This is a genomic window from Aliiroseovarius lamellibrachiae, from assembly GCF_018599245.1.
GTDB lineage: Bacteria > Pseudomonadota > Alphaproteobacteria > Rhodobacterales > Rhodobacteraceae > Aliiroseovarius > Aliiroseovarius lamellibrachiae.
Genome location: NZ_JAHEVJ010000007.1, coordinates 1 through 16,385, shown reverse-complemented (window position 1 = coordinate 16,385; position 16,385 = coordinate 1). Strand labels below are relative to the sequence as shown.

At 56.9% G+C, this 16,385-nt stretch carries 17 protein-coding genes and 1 tRNA gene; 7 read left to right on the top strand and 11 right to left on the bottom strand.

The window, feature by feature from the left end:
• Positions 1–2: 2 nt before the first annotated feature.
• Together KKW20_RS12645 and KKW20_RS12640 are read right to left on the bottom strand one after the other, a co-directional pair.
• Positions 3–1,202: an RSP_2647 family RNA methyltransferase gene (locus tag KKW20_RS12645; RefSeq protein WP_214568267.1), complete on the bottom strand. Its 1,200-nt coding sequence runs from the start codon at positions 1,200–1,202 to the stop codon at positions 3–5.
• Between the two features lie 103 nt (positions 1,203–1,305).
• The gene (locus KKW20_RS12640) at positions 1,306–2,019 is read right to left on the bottom strand and encodes a DUF6778 family protein (RefSeq protein ID WP_214568266.1); all 714 of its coding nucleotides are present in this window, start codon (positions 2,017–2,019) and stop codon (positions 1,306–1,308) included.
• 203 nt (positions 2,020–2,222) lie between these two features.
• Between KKW20_RS12640 and edd the strand changes: the two genes are divergently transcribed.
• Positions 2,223–4,034: a phosphogluconate dehydratase gene (gene edd, locus KKW20_RS12635; RefSeq protein ID WP_214568265.1), complete on the top strand. Its 1,812-nt coding sequence runs from the start codon at positions 2,223–2,225 to the stop codon at positions 4,032–4,034.
• Complete coding sequence (gene eda / locus KKW20_RS12630; protein WP_214568264.1) at positions 4,031–4,672, top strand: bifunctional 4-hydroxy-2-oxoglutarate aldolase/2-dehydro-3-deoxy-phosphogluconate aldolase; 642 nt, start codon at positions 4,031–4,033, stop codon at positions 4,670–4,672. The genes edd and eda overlap by 4 nt, the downstream gene beginning before the upstream one ends.
• Positions 4,673–4,692: 20 nt before the next feature.
• Here the strand turns inward: eda and KKW20_RS12625 are convergent, their stop codons facing one another.
• The 3 genes from KKW20_RS12625 to cysS form a co-directional block, all read right to left on the bottom strand.
• Positions 4,693–5,457 carry a squalene/phytoene synthase family protein gene (locus tag KKW20_RS12625; RefSeq protein WP_214568263.1) on the bottom strand — a complete coding sequence of 255 codons (765 nt, stop codon included), beginning with the start codon at positions 5,455–5,457 and terminating at the stop codon, positions 4,693–4,695.
• The gene (gene cimA, locus KKW20_RS12620; protein WP_214568262.1) at positions 5,454–7,100 is read right to left on the bottom strand and encodes a citramalate synthase; all 1,647 of its coding nucleotides are present in this window, start codon (positions 7,098–7,100) and stop codon (positions 5,454–5,456) included. Before cimA ends, KKW20_RS12625 begins: the two co-directional genes overlap by 4 nt.
• Before the next feature lie 170 nt (positions 7,101–7,270).
• The gene (gene cysS, locus KKW20_RS12615) at positions 7,271–8,665 is read right to left on the bottom strand and encodes a cysteine--tRNA ligase (RefSeq protein WP_214568261.1); all 1,395 of its coding nucleotides are present in this window, start codon (positions 8,663–8,665) and stop codon (positions 7,271–7,273) included.
• A 218-nt stretch (positions 8,666–8,883) separates the two neighbouring features.
• On the opposite strand from cysS, the gene KKW20_RS12610 reads away from it, so the two are divergent.
• Positions 8,884–9,243 carry an MmcQ/YjbR family DNA-binding protein gene (locus KKW20_RS12610; protein WP_214568260.1) on the top strand — a complete coding sequence of 120 codons (360 nt, stop codon included), beginning with the start codon at positions 8,884–8,886 and terminating at the stop codon, positions 9,241–9,243.
• A 92-nt stretch (positions 9,244–9,335) separates the two neighbouring features.
• On the opposite strand, the gene KKW20_RS12605 is transcribed toward KKW20_RS12610, so the two are convergent.
• Positions 9,336–10,382, bottom strand: coding sequence for a TDT family transporter (locus KKW20_RS12605; RefSeq protein WP_214568259.1), 1,047 nt, complete (start codon positions 10,380–10,382; stop codon positions 9,336–9,338).
• Positions 10,383–10,517: 135 nt separating this feature from the next.
• Here KKW20_RS12605 and speB point away from each other — a divergent pair, with 135 nt between their 5' ends.
• Positions 10,518–11,471, top strand: coding sequence for an agmatinase (gene speB / locus KKW20_RS12600; RefSeq protein WP_214568258.1), 954 nt, complete (start codon positions 10,518–10,520; stop codon positions 11,469–11,471).
• 18 nt (positions 11,472–11,489) lie between these two features.
• Here speB and KKW20_RS12595 read toward each other — a convergent pair whose 3' ends face one another.
• A complete protein-coding gene (locus KKW20_RS12595; protein WP_214568257.1) occupies positions 11,490–12,353 on the bottom strand; it encodes a DUF2059 domain-containing protein in 864 nt (287 codons plus the stop codon).
• Positions 12,353–13,075, bottom strand: coding sequence for a DUF2059 domain-containing protein (locus tag KKW20_RS12590; protein ID WP_214568256.1), 723 nt, complete (start codon positions 13,073–13,075; stop codon positions 12,353–12,355). The genes KKW20_RS12595 and KKW20_RS12590 overlap by 1 nt, the downstream gene beginning before the upstream one ends.
• A 272-nt stretch (positions 13,076–13,347) precedes the next feature.
• Between KKW20_RS12590 and KKW20_RS12585 the strand changes: the two genes are divergently transcribed.
• Together KKW20_RS12585 and KKW20_RS16660 are read left to right on the top strand one after the other, a co-directional pair.
• Positions 13,348–13,437: transfer RNA gene (locus KKW20_RS12585), tRNA-Ser, on the top strand.
• A gap of 145 nt (positions 13,438–13,582) precedes the next feature.
• Positions 13,583–13,741 (top strand): DUF6538 domain-containing protein, encoded by a 159-nt coding sequence (locus tag KKW20_RS16660; protein ID WP_343207593.1) that lies wholly within the window; start codon positions 13,583–13,585, stop codon positions 13,739–13,741.
• Positions 13,742–13,808: 67 nt separating this feature from the next.
• Here the strand turns inward: KKW20_RS16660 and KKW20_RS12580 are convergent, their stop codons facing one another.
• Together KKW20_RS12580 and KKW20_RS12575 are read right to left on the bottom strand one after the other, a co-directional pair.
• Positions 13,809–14,480, bottom strand: a complete 672-nt coding sequence (locus KKW20_RS12580) for a hypothetical protein (RefSeq protein WP_214568255.1) — start codon at positions 14,478–14,480, stop codon at positions 13,809–13,811.
• A gap of 173 nt (positions 14,481–14,653) precedes the next feature.
• Positions 14,654–15,229: a toxin-activating lysine-acyltransferase gene (locus KKW20_RS12575; RefSeq protein ID WP_214568254.1), complete on the bottom strand. Its 576-nt coding sequence runs from the start codon at positions 15,227–15,229 to the stop codon at positions 14,654–14,656.
• 580 nt (positions 15,230–15,809) lie between these two features.
• Here KKW20_RS12575 and KKW20_RS16630 point away from each other — a divergent pair.
• Positions 15,810–15,932, top strand: a complete 123-nt coding sequence (locus tag KKW20_RS16630) for a hypothetical protein (protein ID WP_281422169.1) — start codon at positions 15,810–15,812, stop codon at positions 15,930–15,932.
• Between the two features lie 74 nt (positions 15,933–16,006).
• Here KKW20_RS16630 and KKW20_RS12570 read toward each other — a convergent pair whose 3' ends face one another.
• Entirely contained in the window at positions 16,007–16,165 is a 159-nt protein-coding gene (locus KKW20_RS12570) for a hypothetical protein (protein WP_214568505.1), read from the bottom strand.
• Positions 16,166–16,385: the final 220 nt, after the last annotated feature.

Genomic DNA, 16,385 nt, shown 5'->3' with positions numbered 1-16,385 from the left:
CCTTATGGCAAAATGCGGTAGAAGAGTGCTTTCAGATAACCGCTTTCCGCCAAATTCGGATGCTGCGGATGATCTGCCCCGGCGTATCCGGTGTGAATCAATTGCGAAGCACGCCCCGCCCGGCCAATGCCCCGTGTTGAGGACGCGCGGAACTTTTCAATTGAGGCGGCGTGAGAACACGAACACAGACCAAGATATCCCCCCGGGGCCACCAATGGCGCGGCCAGTCGGGCAATGCGTTCATAGGCGCGAAGCCCTTGTTCCAACGACCGTTTAGAGGGGGCAAAGGCGGGTGGATCGCAGATCACCACATCAAATTGCGCACCTTCTTCGCCCAATTGGGTCAACACATCAAAAGCGTCACCCTGGCGGGTCGAAAAGCGATCAACCGCGCCCATTGCGGCGGCGCCTTGTTCAGCCAGTGCCAAAGCGGGTGCCGATCCATCCACAGACAGCGCGGATGTTGCGCCCCCGGCCAAAGCCGCCAAGGCGAAGCCCCCCACATGGGAAAACACATCCAAAACCCGTGCGTCTTTTGACAGGCCTGCGGCAAAGGCGTGGTTCGGGCGTTGGTCGTAGAAAAGCCCCGTTTTCTGCCCGCCCATCAGGTCGGCCATATAAGTGGCGCCATTCATCGGCACCGGCAAAGCGGCCTCGGGCGCTGTGCCCAAAAGCACGGCGTTGTCTTGATCAAGCCCTTCCAACACGCGCGCGCGGCCTGCGGCGTTTTTCAAAATGGTCGTCACACCTGTGACCTCAGCCAAAGCGCTGGCGATGTCTTCGATCAGCACGTCGGCCCAAGCGGCATTCGGTTGGATCACGGCAATGTCGCCAAAGCGGTCGATGATCACACCGGGCAAACCGTCTGCTTCGGCATGCACCAGACGATAATATGGCGCGTCATACAGGTGTTCGCGGTGGGTATGGGCCGCCGTCAAGCGCGCGACAAGCCAGGCGCGGTCAATCACAGCAGCGGGATCACGATCCAGCACACGGGCGATGATGCGCGAATTGGTGTTCACGGCCACAGTTGCCAGCGGTTCGCGCTCGCCGTCCTCAAGCACAGCAATCGCACCTGCAGCGATATTTTTTGTGCGCCGGTCGGTCACGGCTTCGTTGTCATAGACCCACGGGGCGCCATGTCGAATGGCACGGGCGTTGGCTTTGGGCTTAAGGCGGAGGGTTGGGCGCGTATCTGTCATGCCCGCCTCCTATCCGGTTTCTGGCCTGTCGCCAATGAAAAAGGGCGGAAAAACCGCCCTTATCCTTCGTCATTTACGTCTTATTCGGGACAGGTCGCACGGATTATTGCACCACAGCCGGCGTTTCAACCGCTGGGGCCGCGGCGACAATGCTCGCGCCTGGGGTCGCGTCTGGGGTCGCATCTGGCTGATCCGGCAAGAAATCACGCGGACGGGTCATTTCAAAAAGCACGACCTTGGCCAGATGATCGGTGATCCGAACCTTTTGTGTCTCGCCTCGGGCCTCAGCGGCCAATGCCTCGCCGCCACCAAAGGCTCTCAGATCCGCTTGGATCACGCGCGCCGGTTCCACAACGGCCCCGGTTTCGGCATCAAGAACGGTCAATGAGAACCGGATCGCGTGGGTGCCGCCATAGGTGTATCGGGTCCGTTGGGTCAGGGCGTGGAACTCTTGCAGCTGAATATCCAGCACCACATCCCGTCCCTCATTCAGCGTGCTGACACCACGTTCAAACGCCGCCTGAAGGATCACTTCAACTTGTTGGTAACGATCACCCAACGGGTCTTCGCGCCACACAATATCCGCTTTGGGTTTAAAGGTATTGGCCTCGGACACCTTTAAATCACGAGGGACATTTACGCGCACGTCCGTCACGTTAAACTGCGTCACCGCCTGGCTGGCGATTTCAGTGGCGGTCAGCAGCTCGAGTTTCGGTGTAGCGCCGCGGGTCACATCGCCCGGTTTCACACACGCCGACAATGCCGCCAGTGCAACACAACCAAGGATGATTTTACCCAGATTGACTACGTGTCCCATATCTTCCTCCTACAAGCGTTCTGCTCGTTATTTGCTGACTAAGAAAGTGTTAACCAATTGTGTCATCACTGTGGAAACGATGGGGAAAGCTTATGACATTGCGCCATCCTCCCCACATTTCTTGACTTGTTAGCGCTATCATTTCCTGTTATCCCCGGCCCAAATCGCCTAAACAAGGCGGACCAGTGATAAGAGGACCCCGGATGCTTCATTCCCAAATCGACCGTGTGACAGAACGGATCCTCGCACGCTCCCTGCCCGTCCGCACCGCCTATGAGGCCAAGATCAACGCTGCCGCCCAGAAAGGCCCGGCCCGTGGTCATCTTGGCTGTTCCGGACAAGCCCACGCCTATGCGGGGGCCGGCCAGGATCAGGCCACGCTCGCCGAAGGCCGCGCGCCAAACATCGGAATTGTCAGCGCTTATAACGACATGCTGTCCGCCCATGCGCCATATGCCGCCTATCCCGATCTGATCAAAAAGGTCGCCCGCCAAGAAGGCGCAACCGCCCAAGTGGCCGGCGGCGTGCCCGCCATGTGCGACGGCGTGACCCAAGGCGAGGTCGGGATGGAGCTGTCGCTGTTTTCGCGCGACGTGATTGCCATGGCCGCCGCGATTGCCCTGTCGCACAACACTTATGATGCTGCACTTTATCTGGGCGTCTGCGATAAGATCGTGCCGGGTCTGGTGATTGCCGCCGCCACTTTTGGTCATATCCCGGCGGTGTTTCTGCCCGCCGGGCCCATGGTGTCTGGCCTGCCCAACGATGAAAAAGCCGCAATCCGCAAGAAATTCGCCACCGGGGACATTGACCGAAAAGCACTGATGGCCGCTGAAATGGCCGCCTATCACGGGCCGGGGACTTGTACCTTTTACGGCACCGCCAATTCAAACCAGATGTTGATGGAGTTCATGGGGCTGCACCTTCCCGGGTCCTCATTTGTGAACCCACACACCCCCTTACGGGACGCTCTGACGGCTGAGGGCGTACGTCGCGCTTTGTCGATGGCGCCGGGAAAAAATTTCACCCCTGCCGGGCAAGTGCTTGATGCCAAAGCCTTTGTGAACGGCATCGTGGGTCTGATGGCCACCGGCGGATCCACCAATCTTGTCCTTCACCTGCCCGCCATGGCGCGCGCGGCGGGCGTGATCCTAACGCTTGAGGATTTTGCGGATCTCTCTGCTGCCGTGCCGCTGATGGCGCGGGTTTACCCCAACGGGCTTGCGGATGTGAACCATTTCCACGCCGCAGGTGGGCTTGGCTATATGATTGGTCATTTGCTGGAGGCGGGATTGATGCATGAGGATGTGACCACCATTGCAGGCTCCATGTCCAATTACGCCGCCGAGGCGAAACTGGATGGCGAGCGCGTGAAATGGGAACCTGCCCCGCGCGACAGCCAGAACGACAGGATCCTGCGCACCCCCGCCGATCCGTTCCAACCCACCGGCGGCCTTGCCAAGCTTGACGGCAACATCGGCCAAGGCGTGATCAAAGTGTCCGCCGTGGACAAAGCCCGCCACATTATCGAGGCCCCTGCCCGCGTTTTCCACGACCAAGACAGCGTGAAAGCCGCCTTTAAAGCGGGGGAATTCACCTCGGACACCATCGTCGTTGTGCGCTTCCAAGGGCCGCAAGCCAACGGCATGCCGGAATTACATGGTCTCACCCCGGTGCTTTCTGTGCTACAAGACCGGGGATTGAATGTGGCGCTGATCACAGATGGGCGCATGTCTGGCGCGTCCGGCAAAGTGCCCGCCGCCATTCATATGTCGCCCGAAGCCGCCGCCGGTGGCCCAATTGCAAAGATCGAAGACGGCGATTTGATCCGACTGGATGCCACAACCGGCAGCCTGTCGGTGCTGTCCAATGGCTTTGACGATCGTACGCCGGTGACCCAAGACCTAACCGCCAATGAATTTGGCTTAGGACGCGAGCTTTTTTCCGCCTTCCGCAGGCATGTCGGCCCCGCCACCCAAGGGGCCTCGCCACTTTTTAAAGGAGATGACACATGATCCCAAGAGATGCCGCAAACGCCGCCGAAGAGATCTGCCGCTTGGCGCCCGTCATCCCCGTGTTGGTGGTGCATGACGTGGCCCACGCCATTCCGCTGGCCGAGGCCCTGATCAAAGGCGGCTTGCCAGCACTTGAGGTCACATTGCGCACCCCAGCCGCCCTTGAAGTCATCGCAGAGATGTCAAAAGTCGAAGGCGGCGCAGTTGGTGCGGGCACCGTCCTGACCCCAGAAGATGCCGCCGACGCCAAGACCGCAGGTGCGGTTTTTGCCGTGGCCCCCGGTGCGACGGATTTGCTGTTGGACAGCTGCGAAGCGGTGGAATTGCCGCTGCTGCCCGGCGCCAGTTCGGCAACAGAAGCGATGCGCCTTTTGGAACGTGGCTACCGCGTGCAAAAGTTTTTCCCGGCTGAGGCCGCGGGGGGGGCGAAATTCCTAAAGGCGCTGTCATCGCCTTTGCCACAAATCAGCTTTTGCCCCACCGGGGGCGTCAGCCGATTGAATGCGCCGGATTATCTGACGCTGCCAAACACGCTCTGTGTAGGTGGATCATGGGTGGCGCCAAATGCGCTGGTCGAGGCCGGCGATTGGGCCGCCATCACCGAGCTTGCCGCCGAGGCCGCAGCGCTTTCAAGATAAGTCGTGAAATCAGGCGGCCCTTACCAGCCGCCTGAGAGCCCCAACCACACCAAACGCCCTTTGCGGGCAAAATCTGACCCGCCAAGCCCGCCATCCCGCACCAAGTCAGGTTGGATTTTGGCGCGTGTCAGCACGGATTTTGCCCGCCAAGCCGACCGCATCGCGGCGGTGCCTTTGCGCGGCAAATCAGCCCGTGCCTGTGCCAAAAGCCCCAGGCCTTCGTCAGCCAAAACCGCAATCATCTCATCACTTGGCATGATATGCCCCCGCCCGGCACGGGCAAGGTCGGGTTGCGACAAAAGCCAATTGGCCAAGCCTGACGCGGTGCCCAAATCGCTGAGCGCCGCTTGCTCAGGTGCCACATTATCCGAGGCCATCATCATCGCCCCAGAGGTTCCGCGCGCATACGCCGTCACAGCGTCGGCGCTTTGCCGTCCAATCCCCTCAATGTCGCTTTCACGCGCATCAATCATCATCACCAAATGCGGCGCACTCAGCTGTTCGCGCGCAATCAGGTCAGTCACTGGCCCGGCAACATCATGGGCGGCTGTGGTTTTGCCCTCGACCACGTCGCGCCAGAACTGCAACCGCACCAAGCCGACCATCGGTTCAGTTGACATGAAGGGCGCGCGGGCAATCTCGAGATTAAAGGCGTAAAGCGGGAAAAGCACCGCGCGTTCATCTGGGGATCCGGTCATTGCCGACAGAAACCGGTCGGCATCCCCCGTCTGCACCAATTCAGCACAGGCATTAATATTAGCGCTTAGGTCATTGATATCACTCATACAACCTGCGCCCCATCGCGCAGAAGTTTCCAGTTTATCGCGTCCAAAAGCGCCTCAAACGAGGCATCCACTATGTTTGGGCTGACGCCAACCGTGGACCAGCGATGCCCCGCACTGTCTTCGCTATCAATGATCACGCGGGTTTGCGCCTCGGTCCCGCCTTGGGTGATGCGCACCTTGAAATCCACCAGTCGCAAATCATCAATGATCGACTGATAAGGCCCCAAATCCTTGCCAAGCGCCTTGGCGAGCGCATTCACCGGGCCACGATCCGTGCCGCGCGCATCCACGCTTTCCGACACCGACAATTTCTTGTCTTTGCCGATTTTCACCACCACAATCGCCTCGGACAGGCTGACCATTTTGTTGCGCTTATTTTTGCGCCTCTCAACGGTGACCTTATAGCGTTTTACCTCAAAAAACTGCGGCAATTGCCCCAAAACGTCACGCGCAACCAGCTCAAATGACGCCTGCGCGCTGTCGTAGGCATAGCCCTTTTCCTCAAGCTCTTTCACGCGGGTCAGGATGTCGGCGAGACGCGGATCGCCCGAGGCCACCTCAATCCCGGCATCTGCCAGCCGCGCGCGCAGGTTGGATTGCCCGGCCTGGTTTGACATCGGCACAACGCGTGTGTTGCCAACGGTTTCGGGCGGAATATGTTCATATGTGGTGGGGTCTTTTAAGATCGCGCTGGCGTGCAACCCGGCCTTATGGGCAAAAGCCGACGCGCCCACGAAAGGCGCCGATTTGTCCGGCACGCGGTTCAAAATGTCGTCAAGCTGACGAGACAAGCGCGTCAACCCGGCCAGTTTATCCTTTGCGATGCCCAGCTCATACCCGCTCGCGTAGGGTTCTTTTAACAGTAAAAGCGGGATCAACGTGGTCAGATTGGCGTTGCCACAGCGTTCGCCCAAGCCATTTAACGTGCCTTGCACCTGCCGCGCGCCCGCATCAATGGCGGCCAAGCTACAGGCCACGGCATTGCCGGTGTCGTCATGGGTATGGATGCCCAAATGATCCCCCGGAATGCCCGCCGCAATCACCGCTTTGGTGATCTGATGCACCTCGTGTGGCAGCGTACCGCCATTGGTATCACAGAGCACGATCCAGCGCGCACCGGCCTCATAGGCGGCCGTTACACACTCCAGCGCATAGGACGGGTTCGCCTTATAGCCATCAAAGAAATGTTCCGCATCATACAGCGCCTCGCGCCCCTCGCGCACCATGTAAGCCATTGAAGAACGGATATTTTCGACGTTTTCAGATAGCTCAATGCCAAGCGCGGTGGTGACGTGGAAATCATGGGATTTGCCGACCAGACACACCGCCTGCGTACCCGCGTTCATCACGCCCGAAAGCACATCATCATTTTCCGCCGAGCGCCCCGCCCGTTTGGTCATGCCAAAGGCGGTAAAGGTCGCGCGGGTTTTGGGGGCGCGTTCAAAGAACTCGGAATCCGTGGGGTTTGCACCGGGCCAACCGCCTTCGATGTAATCAATCCCAAGCCCATCCAATGCCTCAGCAATCTGCGTCTTTTCGGTGAACGAAAACTGCACGCCCTGCGTCTGTTGGCCATCACGCAGGGTGGTGTCGTAGATATACAGGCGGTCTTTTGATGGATTGGTGGCTTGATCAGCACTCATCTGGCGCTCCCCTCTCGTTTCTGTTTCGTCCGGTGGCACACCGGACTGCGCCCGACCCTCCCCCAGGAGGGCGCATCATCTTAGGTTTCACATTCCAATGCGGTCGGAAATCCCCGCCCCACGACAATGTCAAAACAGCGCCCACCAGTGTCGGGCGCTGTCCATATTTCTTAGATCTCGTTGAGCTTCTCTGCGTCGAAATCAGGACCCGGTTCCAGATCCACCCCTACTTTTGACATGCGCACCTGAACCCCGGCTGCAATGAGCGCAGATTTCAGCGCGTCCACGGCTGAGAAGTCTTTGGTTTGCATGGCTGTGAGGCGGGTTTCATGGAGTTTGGTGGCGAGGTCGGACAGGTCCACGGATGGAGCAGCAGCCCAATCCGGCGTTGTATCTCCCATCAAACCCAGAAATTTCAAACTTGCACGCAAGGTCGGAACATCATCGGCATGTGAAAGCTGATGAATTTCAGCGAGAGCCTTTGATGTATTTAGGTCATCCGCCACAGCGTCGATAACACTGGAATAAGGTTCAGCGTTATCTAATGCACGATCTGCTTGCGCGTACCACTTCCTTAACGTCGCCTCTGCCTCCACCCGCTTCTTCTCAGTCCAATCCATCGGCTTGCGATAATGCGTGCCTAAAAACACAAAGCGGATCACCTCGCCGGGCACACCTTGGTCCAGCAAATCACGCACGGTGAAGAAGTTGCCCAAGCTTTTGGACATCTTCTTGCCCTCGACCTGCAACATCTCGTTGTGCATCCAATAGCGCGCGAAATCGGCGTTGGGGTGGGCGCATTTTGACTGGGCGATCTCGTTTTCATGGTGCGGGAATTGCAGATCATTGCCGCCGCCGTGAATGTCAAAGCTCGACCCCAGCAGATCATGCGACATGGCGGAGCATTCGATGTGCCAACCGGGTCGGCCACGTCCCCAAGGGCTGTCCCAACCGGGCAGCTCATCGCTGGAGGGTTTCCACAGTACAAAATCCATCGGATTACGCTTATATGGCGCCACTTCCACGCGGGCGCCGGCGATCATGTCATCGACAGACCGGCCAGATAATGCGCCATAGTTTTTGTAGCTCTCGACCGCAAAAAGCACATGCCCCTCGGCCTCATAGGCGTGACCCTTGGCGATCAGATCCTCGATCATGGCAATCATCGGCGCAATGAACTCGGTCGCACGCGGCATGTGGTCAGGCTCCTCAGCGCCCAACGCCCCCATGTCCTTAAGATACCACGCGATGGTTTCGTTGGAGCGTTCATGCACCAGCTCTTCCAGCGTGCCTTTCGCGCCTGCCTCTTTGCGCGCCAATGCGGTCGCGTTGATCTTATCATCCACGTCGGTGAAATTACGCACATATGTCACATGTTCTGCCCCGTAGACATGACGCAAAAGCCGTTGCAGCACATCAAACACCACCACCGGGCGCGCGTTGCCCAGATGGGCGCGGTCATAGACAGTCGGGCCACAGACATAGAGACGCACATTGTCAGGATCGATCGGCGTAAAGACTTCTTTCGCCCGTGCCTTGGTGTTGTAGATCTTAATCTCAGTCATTTCAGCCTCTTGATCCCGCCCAACAAAGGGCAGTCATTGTATACGTCCGGACACACCACTATCGCGGCGGGTTTAGCGTCTTCCTGACTGTTTGGAAATGAAGAAACGACCCGCCTGAAATTCTCAGCGAGTAATGCAACAAATAATGATGGTGCTCATGTGTTTCATGGGCATACTGCTAGCAGGAAAAGAATTGCGAAACAAGATGGGATATCAGCATGAATGGGTTTGCGCGCGCGGTTTGTGCCGGACTGCCGGGGGCGGAATTGACCCACCCGTTCAGCCAGAATTCCGACGATATTGATGTCTGGAAAATCGGCGGCAAAGTGTTTGCGATGATGTCGGTGGACGCGGATGGTGTGTCGGTGAAATGTGCGGATGTGGCCACGGCGGATATGTTGAAAGAGGCCGGTGTCGGGGTGAAAGCGCCCTATTGCCATGCCTCATGGGTGCGCGTGCCGTCGACCGCGGGTGACGACGAGGTACGCCACCGGATTGAGACATCTTACCGCATTATCCGCGCCGGGCTGACCAAAAAATTACAGGCCACCCTGCCCCCTTTTGAGCCGACACCCTAGCTGTCGGCGTTGCGGTTTACCTTTTTGCCTTCGGCGAAGGTATTTTTGGCAAGAAAAAGGGGCGGGCGCGCCTGTGTGGAAAGCTTTCAGTGTCAGGCCTGTGCGGCGTTGGTTTTGACCGCAAGCACGCCTTTTGCCCAAAGCTTCAGAACCTTAAAGGCGATGGGAGGAATGATCAGCGAGCCCATCACAAGACTTAACCCACCGAGGATGCGAAACACCTCGCCGTTACCGGCAAGATAAGTGACCTGCATCAGGGTGGAAAAGGCCATCAAGGGAAAGGTGAAGGCGCCCCAAAGCGGGCTGAACCCATCCACGGTCAACCAGCGGGCCGATATCAGAAGCGCGGCAAAAATCGCGATTGAGAACAGCGCCAAGGTAAAGCCCAATTGCGTCATGCCCATCAAGTAAGCCACAAAGCCCAACAGGCTTGCGGGGGCCAAATGGATTGCCAACAAGGGCCGCAAGGGCGCAGGCACCGTCTTTTTGGCAAACGCAAGCGCGCTGGCAATATAAATCCCCGCCGCAATGGCCATTGTGACCCAACAGATCACCATGGAATAGCCGTGAAACCCAAGCGGAAGGGCCGCAATCGGCCCGACGATAAAGCCCACAAAGGTCAGGTGCCACACGGGCGTGACGGCGCGCCCTTCCGGGGCTGAGGCAATGAGAATTCGGATCACGGTCAAGGCCACGGCCAAATGCCATGCGCCTGCCAAGCACAGGATCACCAACGCCACGCCGGGTGAATAGATGACAAAAACAGCCGCCATCAAATATCCTGCAAGACCCATAGTTGCCAGGCCAGCACGCCCCGGAAGCACGCGCAAATCCTCAACAAACACACCTGGGCGACGGAAAAATTTCACCAGATAGCTTGCCACCGCAAACAAAAACAACAGCGTGGTGGCCCCAAGGATCATTTCGCCAAAGGTACCCGGCGCCCCAAAGCTTTCAGCGGCCCGACGCCAAGCCAGACCTAATCCAAACAGACCAAAGATCGGCGGAAACATCGCCGGGGGCGTGCGCCGAAACAGTCCTGCTTTTGGCGGGATCGGTTTGGGGGGCGGAAAATACGGGGCCTTTTTCGGACCGGGTGTTTTGGTCGGATCTTGCGGCGCGTTTGGCGTATTTGGCATGGGCTATCCCTCTCACTCGTCCCACAGGTCTAACCACGGTAGAATTTGATGAAAAGAGGCAAACACAAGGCTTGCCTTTTTGCCGCATCACGGCAACGCTGCCGCATGTCAATAAAACGCATAAAGGAGCGATGAATGAGCGCTGGCGGCTATGAAACCGGACGATTGAACCTGCCTTTTGTGGGCATCGCAACCTTTGGCAAAAAGCCCTATGTCGAGGATTGGGGATCCATTGACGCGGATGTCGCCATTCTGGGTGCGCCTTTTGATTTTGGCACGCAATTTCGCCCGGGCGCACGCTTTGGCCCGCGCGCCATTCGCGAAGCCTCCACCCTGTTTTCCTTTGGACACGCGGGGGCCTATGATCACGAAGATGACGCAACATATCTGGGCGAAGAGGTGCGGATCGTGGACATTGGCGATGCCGATATCATCCACACCAACACCGAGAAAAGCCACGAGAATATCGAGGCGGGGGTGCGCGCAATTTTGGATGCGGGCGCGCTTCCTGTGACCATCGGCGGCGATCATTCCATCACCATTCCCTGCATCAATGCCTATGAGGGGCGCGGAGATATTCATGTGGTGCAAATCGACGCGCATCTGGATTTTGTGGACGAGCGTCACGGGGTGCGCAATGGGCATGGCAATTGCATGCGCCGGGCCGCGGATAAGGAGTATGTGACCGGGCAGACCCAACTTGGCATTCGCAACGTCAGCTCCACCGCCAAAGACGGCTATGACGCGGCGCGCGCGATGGGGTCAGACATTCTGTCAGTGCGCCAAATCAGGAAACTGGGCACAGAGGCTGTTTTGGACCGCATTCCCAAAGACGCGCGCATTTACATCACCATTGATATTGATGGGTTTTGCCCGTCAATTGCGCCCGGCACCGGCACACCCAGCCATGGGGGCTTTATGTATTACGAGGTGCTGGAACTGATGCAGGGCATTGCAAAACGGCATGAGGTGGTGGGCCTTGATCTGGTCGAAGTGGCGCCCGAATACGACGCGGGCCAGTCCACATCCGTGCTGGCGGCACAGCTTTTGCTCAATACACTTGGGTTCATTTTCCACGCCCGAACGTGAACATTGCCAGGCGCGGTCTTACAGCTCTTGCTGGGATTGCGCCTGTCCTGCGGCCTGCCCCAACCCGCGTGCAACCTCTTGATACATCGGATGAAACCCGTGGAACAAAGCGGCGTTCAACGCACGCCCTGCCGGGCTTGCCGAAAGGGTGACCAAACGCTGTAATTCGGCGTCCGACAAGGGCGCATAGGCAAGCGACAAATAGCCAAACAGCCATTCGGTCGTGTCCACGCGGATCTGCGCCTCTTCGCCCATGACCTCAGCCAGAATGGCGCGTTCATCCAGCACCTCATACTCTTTTGGAGAGGCCGCGGCAAAGGCTGTCAGAAAGGCGACATTGCTATTGAGCGCGCCGGCCACATTGCGTTCCACCAGATCACCGTCGTTCACAAATTTCCGGATCAGATCGGCCCGCTCACCATCCTTTGCGCCCCAATTCCACGCCTCGCGCGCCGCCTCTTCGACACCGGGCGACAAATAGGCCTCGCGCGCAGAAATCTCGAGCGCAATCACCCGTGCCCCCTGCGGACTTTCGTAGTAGCGGACCATCTCGGACATATCGCGCCCGACCAAAGCCTCTTGCATCGCGTCATAAACCAGCGCGCGCAGAGGCTCGGGGTCATAAATCCGCTCAACAATGCCCCGCCAACTGTCATTTGCCGCCTGCCCGGTCAACGCCTCGGCCGAGTTCAGCGCATGTTCGCGTCCTTCGCGGTGCATGATCGACAGGCTATCTTCCATGCGAAGTGCGGCCCAAAGTCGGGCCATTTGCGCGGCATCATCCGCGCGGGCGGGCGCCACAAAGGCGATCAAAATCGCGCAGATCCCCGCAACACCCCAAAGGCGCATCCCCCGCTGCAAAGGTGCCTTTGCACATCCCATTACAGCTCTGTCTCCGGTGCAAGCCCCGCCAGACGGCTGGCCAGTTTTTCATAGCGATCCGCCATAATTTCGTATTGCACCGCGTTCAAAACCTCATAAACCTGTTTCATTTCAGGATCTTGCAGCGCCGATAGATAATCAATCAGCTCTTGGTCGCTCAGCGTGCGATAGGCATAGGCATTGGCGACCATGCCATTTACTTCGATATTTCGGCGCATCTCATCTTGTTGCGACATCAGCATCGCGCGCAGGTCGGTCTCGTCCAGATCCAGATCCGACGCCCCCGCCGCCGAGGCCGCCATCAGATAACGCACCTGGATTTCAACGATCGAGCGGATCGCCACATCCACACTGCCAATCGCCTTTGACATGGCACGAAACACATCCATGCGCGGGCTGTTCTCTTCGATCAACCGCGTGATCAGCTTTTCGCCCGCCGCCTGTTTTGCATCTCCGTCTTCCATATGGGTTTCATTTTCGATTGCCACAATATGCTGGCCCAAATCGCTGCCGTAAAACGCCATGCCATGATCAAGCAAGGCCACAGGCATCACAGCGCCAAGCATCTCGATCGCGTCATCTACCATCTGGTCCGGCTCAAACACAGTTTCAGCCAAACGCACCCATTCGCGGCTAAACTGATCTGGTGCATCGCCCGCCAACGCAGGCCCCGCCATTGCCCCCTGCTGGATTGACGCGATCGCCACATCAAAACCAGTCACGGTGAGGAAATTTCGGATTTTTTCAGGCTCTGCACCTTGCGCGGACGCAAAGCCGGATATCGACCAAATAAGAACCAAAAAACCGAAAATATGACGCAAAACCATTATGTTGCCTCCAATTGGCACAAGACATTTACCAAAGCCTAGACCGACATCTGCCCATGGGCAAGCGTCCCCCCGGCGAAAAGACGTCACATTTCCGCGCATCCCCACAGTTTTGCTAATATTTAGGGTTGCAACTCGCGCCCCAGCAATTTATTCCGCCCTCCAGTGGAGAGGTGCCGGAGTGGTCGAACGGGGCGGTCTCGAAAACCGTTGTGGGTGCAAGCCCACCCAGGGTTCGAATCCCTGTCTCTCCGCCATGAACACTTATCGAGCATGCTTGAAAACCCAATCTTTTGGCATATTTAAACCCCAAACGGGGTGTTTGTATGCCATTCGGGCCATTTCCACACCCCAAAATTGCTACACAATCTGCTACACAGCGGATCGGTTTGGGGGTGCGTTATGTCTGTGATGAAACGCGGAAATCAATGGTGTTTGCGTCGGCGGGTTCCGGTGGAATTTCGTTCTGTCGAGTCTCGGGCAGAGATTTGGATTAGCTTGCAAACAGACTGTCTGACGTCAGCGCCTATGGGTCCAAATAGGGCGATACCTGCACCGTAACCACGATTATATGCATCCATGGCGAGGATTGAGAGAAACAAGTCTTTTGAAATTGTGTGATCAACCATTAGTTTGGCCTCCTAATAAATTGGCCTTGCCGTAGCTTTGCTGCAAATGAAAAGTCATAGGGGTCTATTTCTGGCAATACTGGAAGTTCCGGGTACGGCCCCAACCACCCCAACACCTGTTCCACCACGCCTTCGGTCACCGGTTCATCGGTGGATTGCACCGTCACTCCGGTAATTGCATACCCCGGGCCAAAGGTTGCGGACAGGTCGTTGGGGTTCACCGCCTGCACGCTGCTCGGGTCGTTCACATCCCCAAACGTCACCATCGCAGGCCACAGTTTGCGCGGGACCACAATTGGGCTGGTCTGGCGTTTGATCCGGCGGATGCTTTGAGAATACGCGCCTATGTCATTCTGGGTGCGCTTCAGCGTCCAAAACAATAGATCCCCGGCCCCGCCCAGCAGAACAAACAGGGGCTTACCATCCAAATTCACATAGATCGCTTCCCCCTCCAGTCTGGAGCGCGAATGGTCCATAGATCCCCAGAACTTGATGTTGCCGCGAAATTTAACCCCCACCACGTTCGTGGCGGCGATCGGACCGGTTGGGGTTTCAATCTCCACGGTCAGTTTCTGGTGCCACGCTCCTTTCGCGGGGAAAAACTGATCCCAGATGAAATAGGCAACAAGTCCGGTCAGGCAGATGAGGAGTAGTTGGGAAAAGCGTTTCATGCGGGCACTCTTTTGTTGGGGTGAGAGTTACGCAAGGGCGCGCCGGGACACGCGGCTATTGGTGCTTGGTGGGGGGGGGGCGGGCATCACAGACGGGACAATGCACATGGCAAACTCATTGGTTAAATATCTTACAGTAATGCCACCGGCCCTAATGGGACCGGTGGGGAAGTTCAGGCGTCCTCAGGCTCTTGAGCCTCGGTGGTGGCATTGACTTGAGCAGCCCCCATCTTCTCCAGCGTCTCTTTGTCCACCAGACGACCAATGATTGGGTGCAGGCGCAGGTCGCCGGTCTTGACCACCTGTTTGAAATTACCGATCACGCTGGCGGTGGTTTTCTGGTCTGGGGCAATCACGTCAATCAACCAGTTGATCTCGCCGCTGGTCCAATCCTCGGATTTCAAGCGCAGCGGCCAGACCCCATTGCGAATCTGTTCGCGAATCTTGGCATCGACCTCTTCCGACACACTCGCCCAAATCGCGAGCCCGGTAATGTCGGTCAACTCGGTACGTTCTTTCGCCGCCGGATAGGCAATCGCCAAGCGGTCACGGATCAGCGGGTCCAATACAATATGCTGCAAATCCGCCAGTGTTTGATGACGATAACGCGGCAGGGCCATCATCGCCATGACCACTTTGCCAAAGCTTTCGCGCACCTGCGCACGCAAGGTGGCAATCTTTTTCAGAACCTCAGGATCAATTTCGGGGGAAGTTTCGGGGTCGGGTTGGGCGGAATGCGAATTGGTCACAATAGCTCCATCGATTAATTATTAACGCACTCTTTACATATTTATATCAATTTTCAAGGGTCTCAAAAGTATGGATACCCGTATAAATGGATTTATTTTCCGCCCCCGTAGAATAACTGATCTCAGCTTTGGGTGGATTTCAAAATCCCACGTGATTATGGCTATCCGGCAGATTGAAAAGTTAAAAAATTGACATCGAGGCAACTAATAAGATGAGGAACAAGGATACGGAGATAAAAAAAGTGGAATATGGATGGCAGCCAACTGCCAATGTTGAAGGTGACGGCAAATAGAACAACAATATCAACCCTAACCTCACCCCAATGAAAATTCGAAACACGTCGAAGGCACGGGGTGCGAATTACCCGCGTGTAGGGGAAGGCTAGAAAGGACCCAAGCCTTTTTCGATTTCAGGGATTTTGGGCGGGAACTGGACGTCCAGGAAATAATAAATGTAGTTTTGTCGGCGATTTATCATTGCGATACCCAGTTTGCTGGCGATACTTTACTTGACGCTTATCAGAAGATTTCAGGACCTAATCGACTGTTTTTGGGAAGTATAACTTGCACATTTCTCCAGATGCATCGCACAACTTACTTGGTGGATGACTTCATAGAGGAAATGAAAAAACCGGGTCCAGACCCAATCATGATGGCCGACAACATTGAAGCCGCTATTGAATTCATGGAAATGTTTACCTGACACTTCGGTCGAACGGCATTTCTTTTACGCTCGCAGATGCCCGCTTCGTCCGCACTCTGTAAATTCGCCAAGCATCAGATTTTGCAGTTGCAGCTAATGACCGCAATGCTGTCTTCGCCGCGCAGCCCATCCAGCACGATCCTAATCTTCTCTTCAGATGAATAATGTTTGCGCGTGGCGCGCTTGATGTCTTTGACGATCTTCTCGCCAGGGCTCTTCGTTGTCTTTCTCATCGTCCACTCCTCAGTGGCTACGATGAGCAACAAACCCTCTCTTAGCAAATCGCCCTATTTGGACCCATAGGCGCTGACGTCAGACAGATGCGGATCTATCGTAAGCGGTGCGCTGCCCCCACCTTCCAGACGACAAGCTGATCTGCGAGTCCGTTTCCACGTGTAGATTTGGAATGGAGGCGGCGTTGGTAGGACATATAGAGCACCATATGGAGGACAT

Excerpts from the sequence above, each read along its gene's own strand:
- KKW20_RS12645 (WP_214568267.1), bottom strand. The coding sequence starts at position 1,202 with ATGACAGATACGCGCCCAACCCTCCGCCTTAAGCCCAAAGCCAACGCC.
- KKW20_RS12640 (WP_214568266.1), bottom strand. The coding sequence starts at position 2,019 with ATGGGACACGTAGTCAATCTGGGTAAAATCATCCTTGGTTGTGTTGCA.
- edd (WP_214568265.1), top strand. The coding sequence starts at position 2,223 with ATGCTTCATTCCCAAATCGACCGTGTGACAGAACGGATCCTCGCACGC.
- eda (WP_214568264.1), top strand. The coding sequence starts at position 4,031 with ATGATCCCAAGAGATGCCGCAAACGCCGCCGAAGAGATCTGCCGCTTG.
- KKW20_RS12625 (WP_214568263.1), bottom strand. The coding sequence starts at position 5,457 with ATGAGTGATATCAATGACCTAAGCGCTAATATTAATGCCTGTGCTGAA.
- cimA (WP_214568262.1), bottom strand. The coding sequence starts at position 7,100 with ATGAGTGCTGATCAAGCCACCAATCCATCAAAAGACCGCCTGTATATC.
- cysS (WP_214568261.1), bottom strand. The coding sequence starts at position 8,665 with ATGACTGAGATTAAGATCTACAACACCAAGGCACGGGCGAAAGAAGTC.
- KKW20_RS12610 (WP_214568260.1), top strand. The coding sequence starts at position 8,884 with ATGAATGGGTTTGCGCGCGCGGTTTGTGCCGGACTGCCGGGGGCGGAA.
- KKW20_RS12605 (WP_214568259.1), bottom strand. The coding sequence starts at position 10,382 with ATGCCAAATACGCCAAACGCGCCGCAAGATCCGACCAAAACACCCGGT.
- speB (WP_214568258.1), top strand. The coding sequence starts at position 10,518 with ATGAGCGCTGGCGGCTATGAAACCGGACGATTGAACCTGCCTTTTGTG.
- KKW20_RS12595 (WP_214568257.1), bottom strand. The coding sequence starts at position 12,353 with ATGGGATGTGCAAAGGCACCTTTGCAGCGGGGGATGCGCCTTTGGGGT.
- KKW20_RS16660 (WP_343207593.1), top strand. The coding sequence starts at position 13,583 with ATGTCTGTGATGAAACGCGGAAATCAATGGTGTTTGCGTCGGCGGGTT.
- KKW20_RS12580 (WP_214568255.1), bottom strand. The coding sequence starts at position 14,480 with ATGAAACGCTTTTCCCAACTACTCCTCATCTGCCTGACCGGACTTGTT.
- KKW20_RS16630 (WP_281422169.1), top strand. The coding sequence starts at position 15,810 with ATGCATCGCACAACTTACTTGGTGGATGACTTCATAGAGGAAATGAAA.
- KKW20_RS12570 (WP_214568505.1), bottom strand. The coding sequence starts at position 16,165 with ATGAGAAAGACAACGAAGAGCCCTGGCGAGAAGATCGTCAAAGACATC.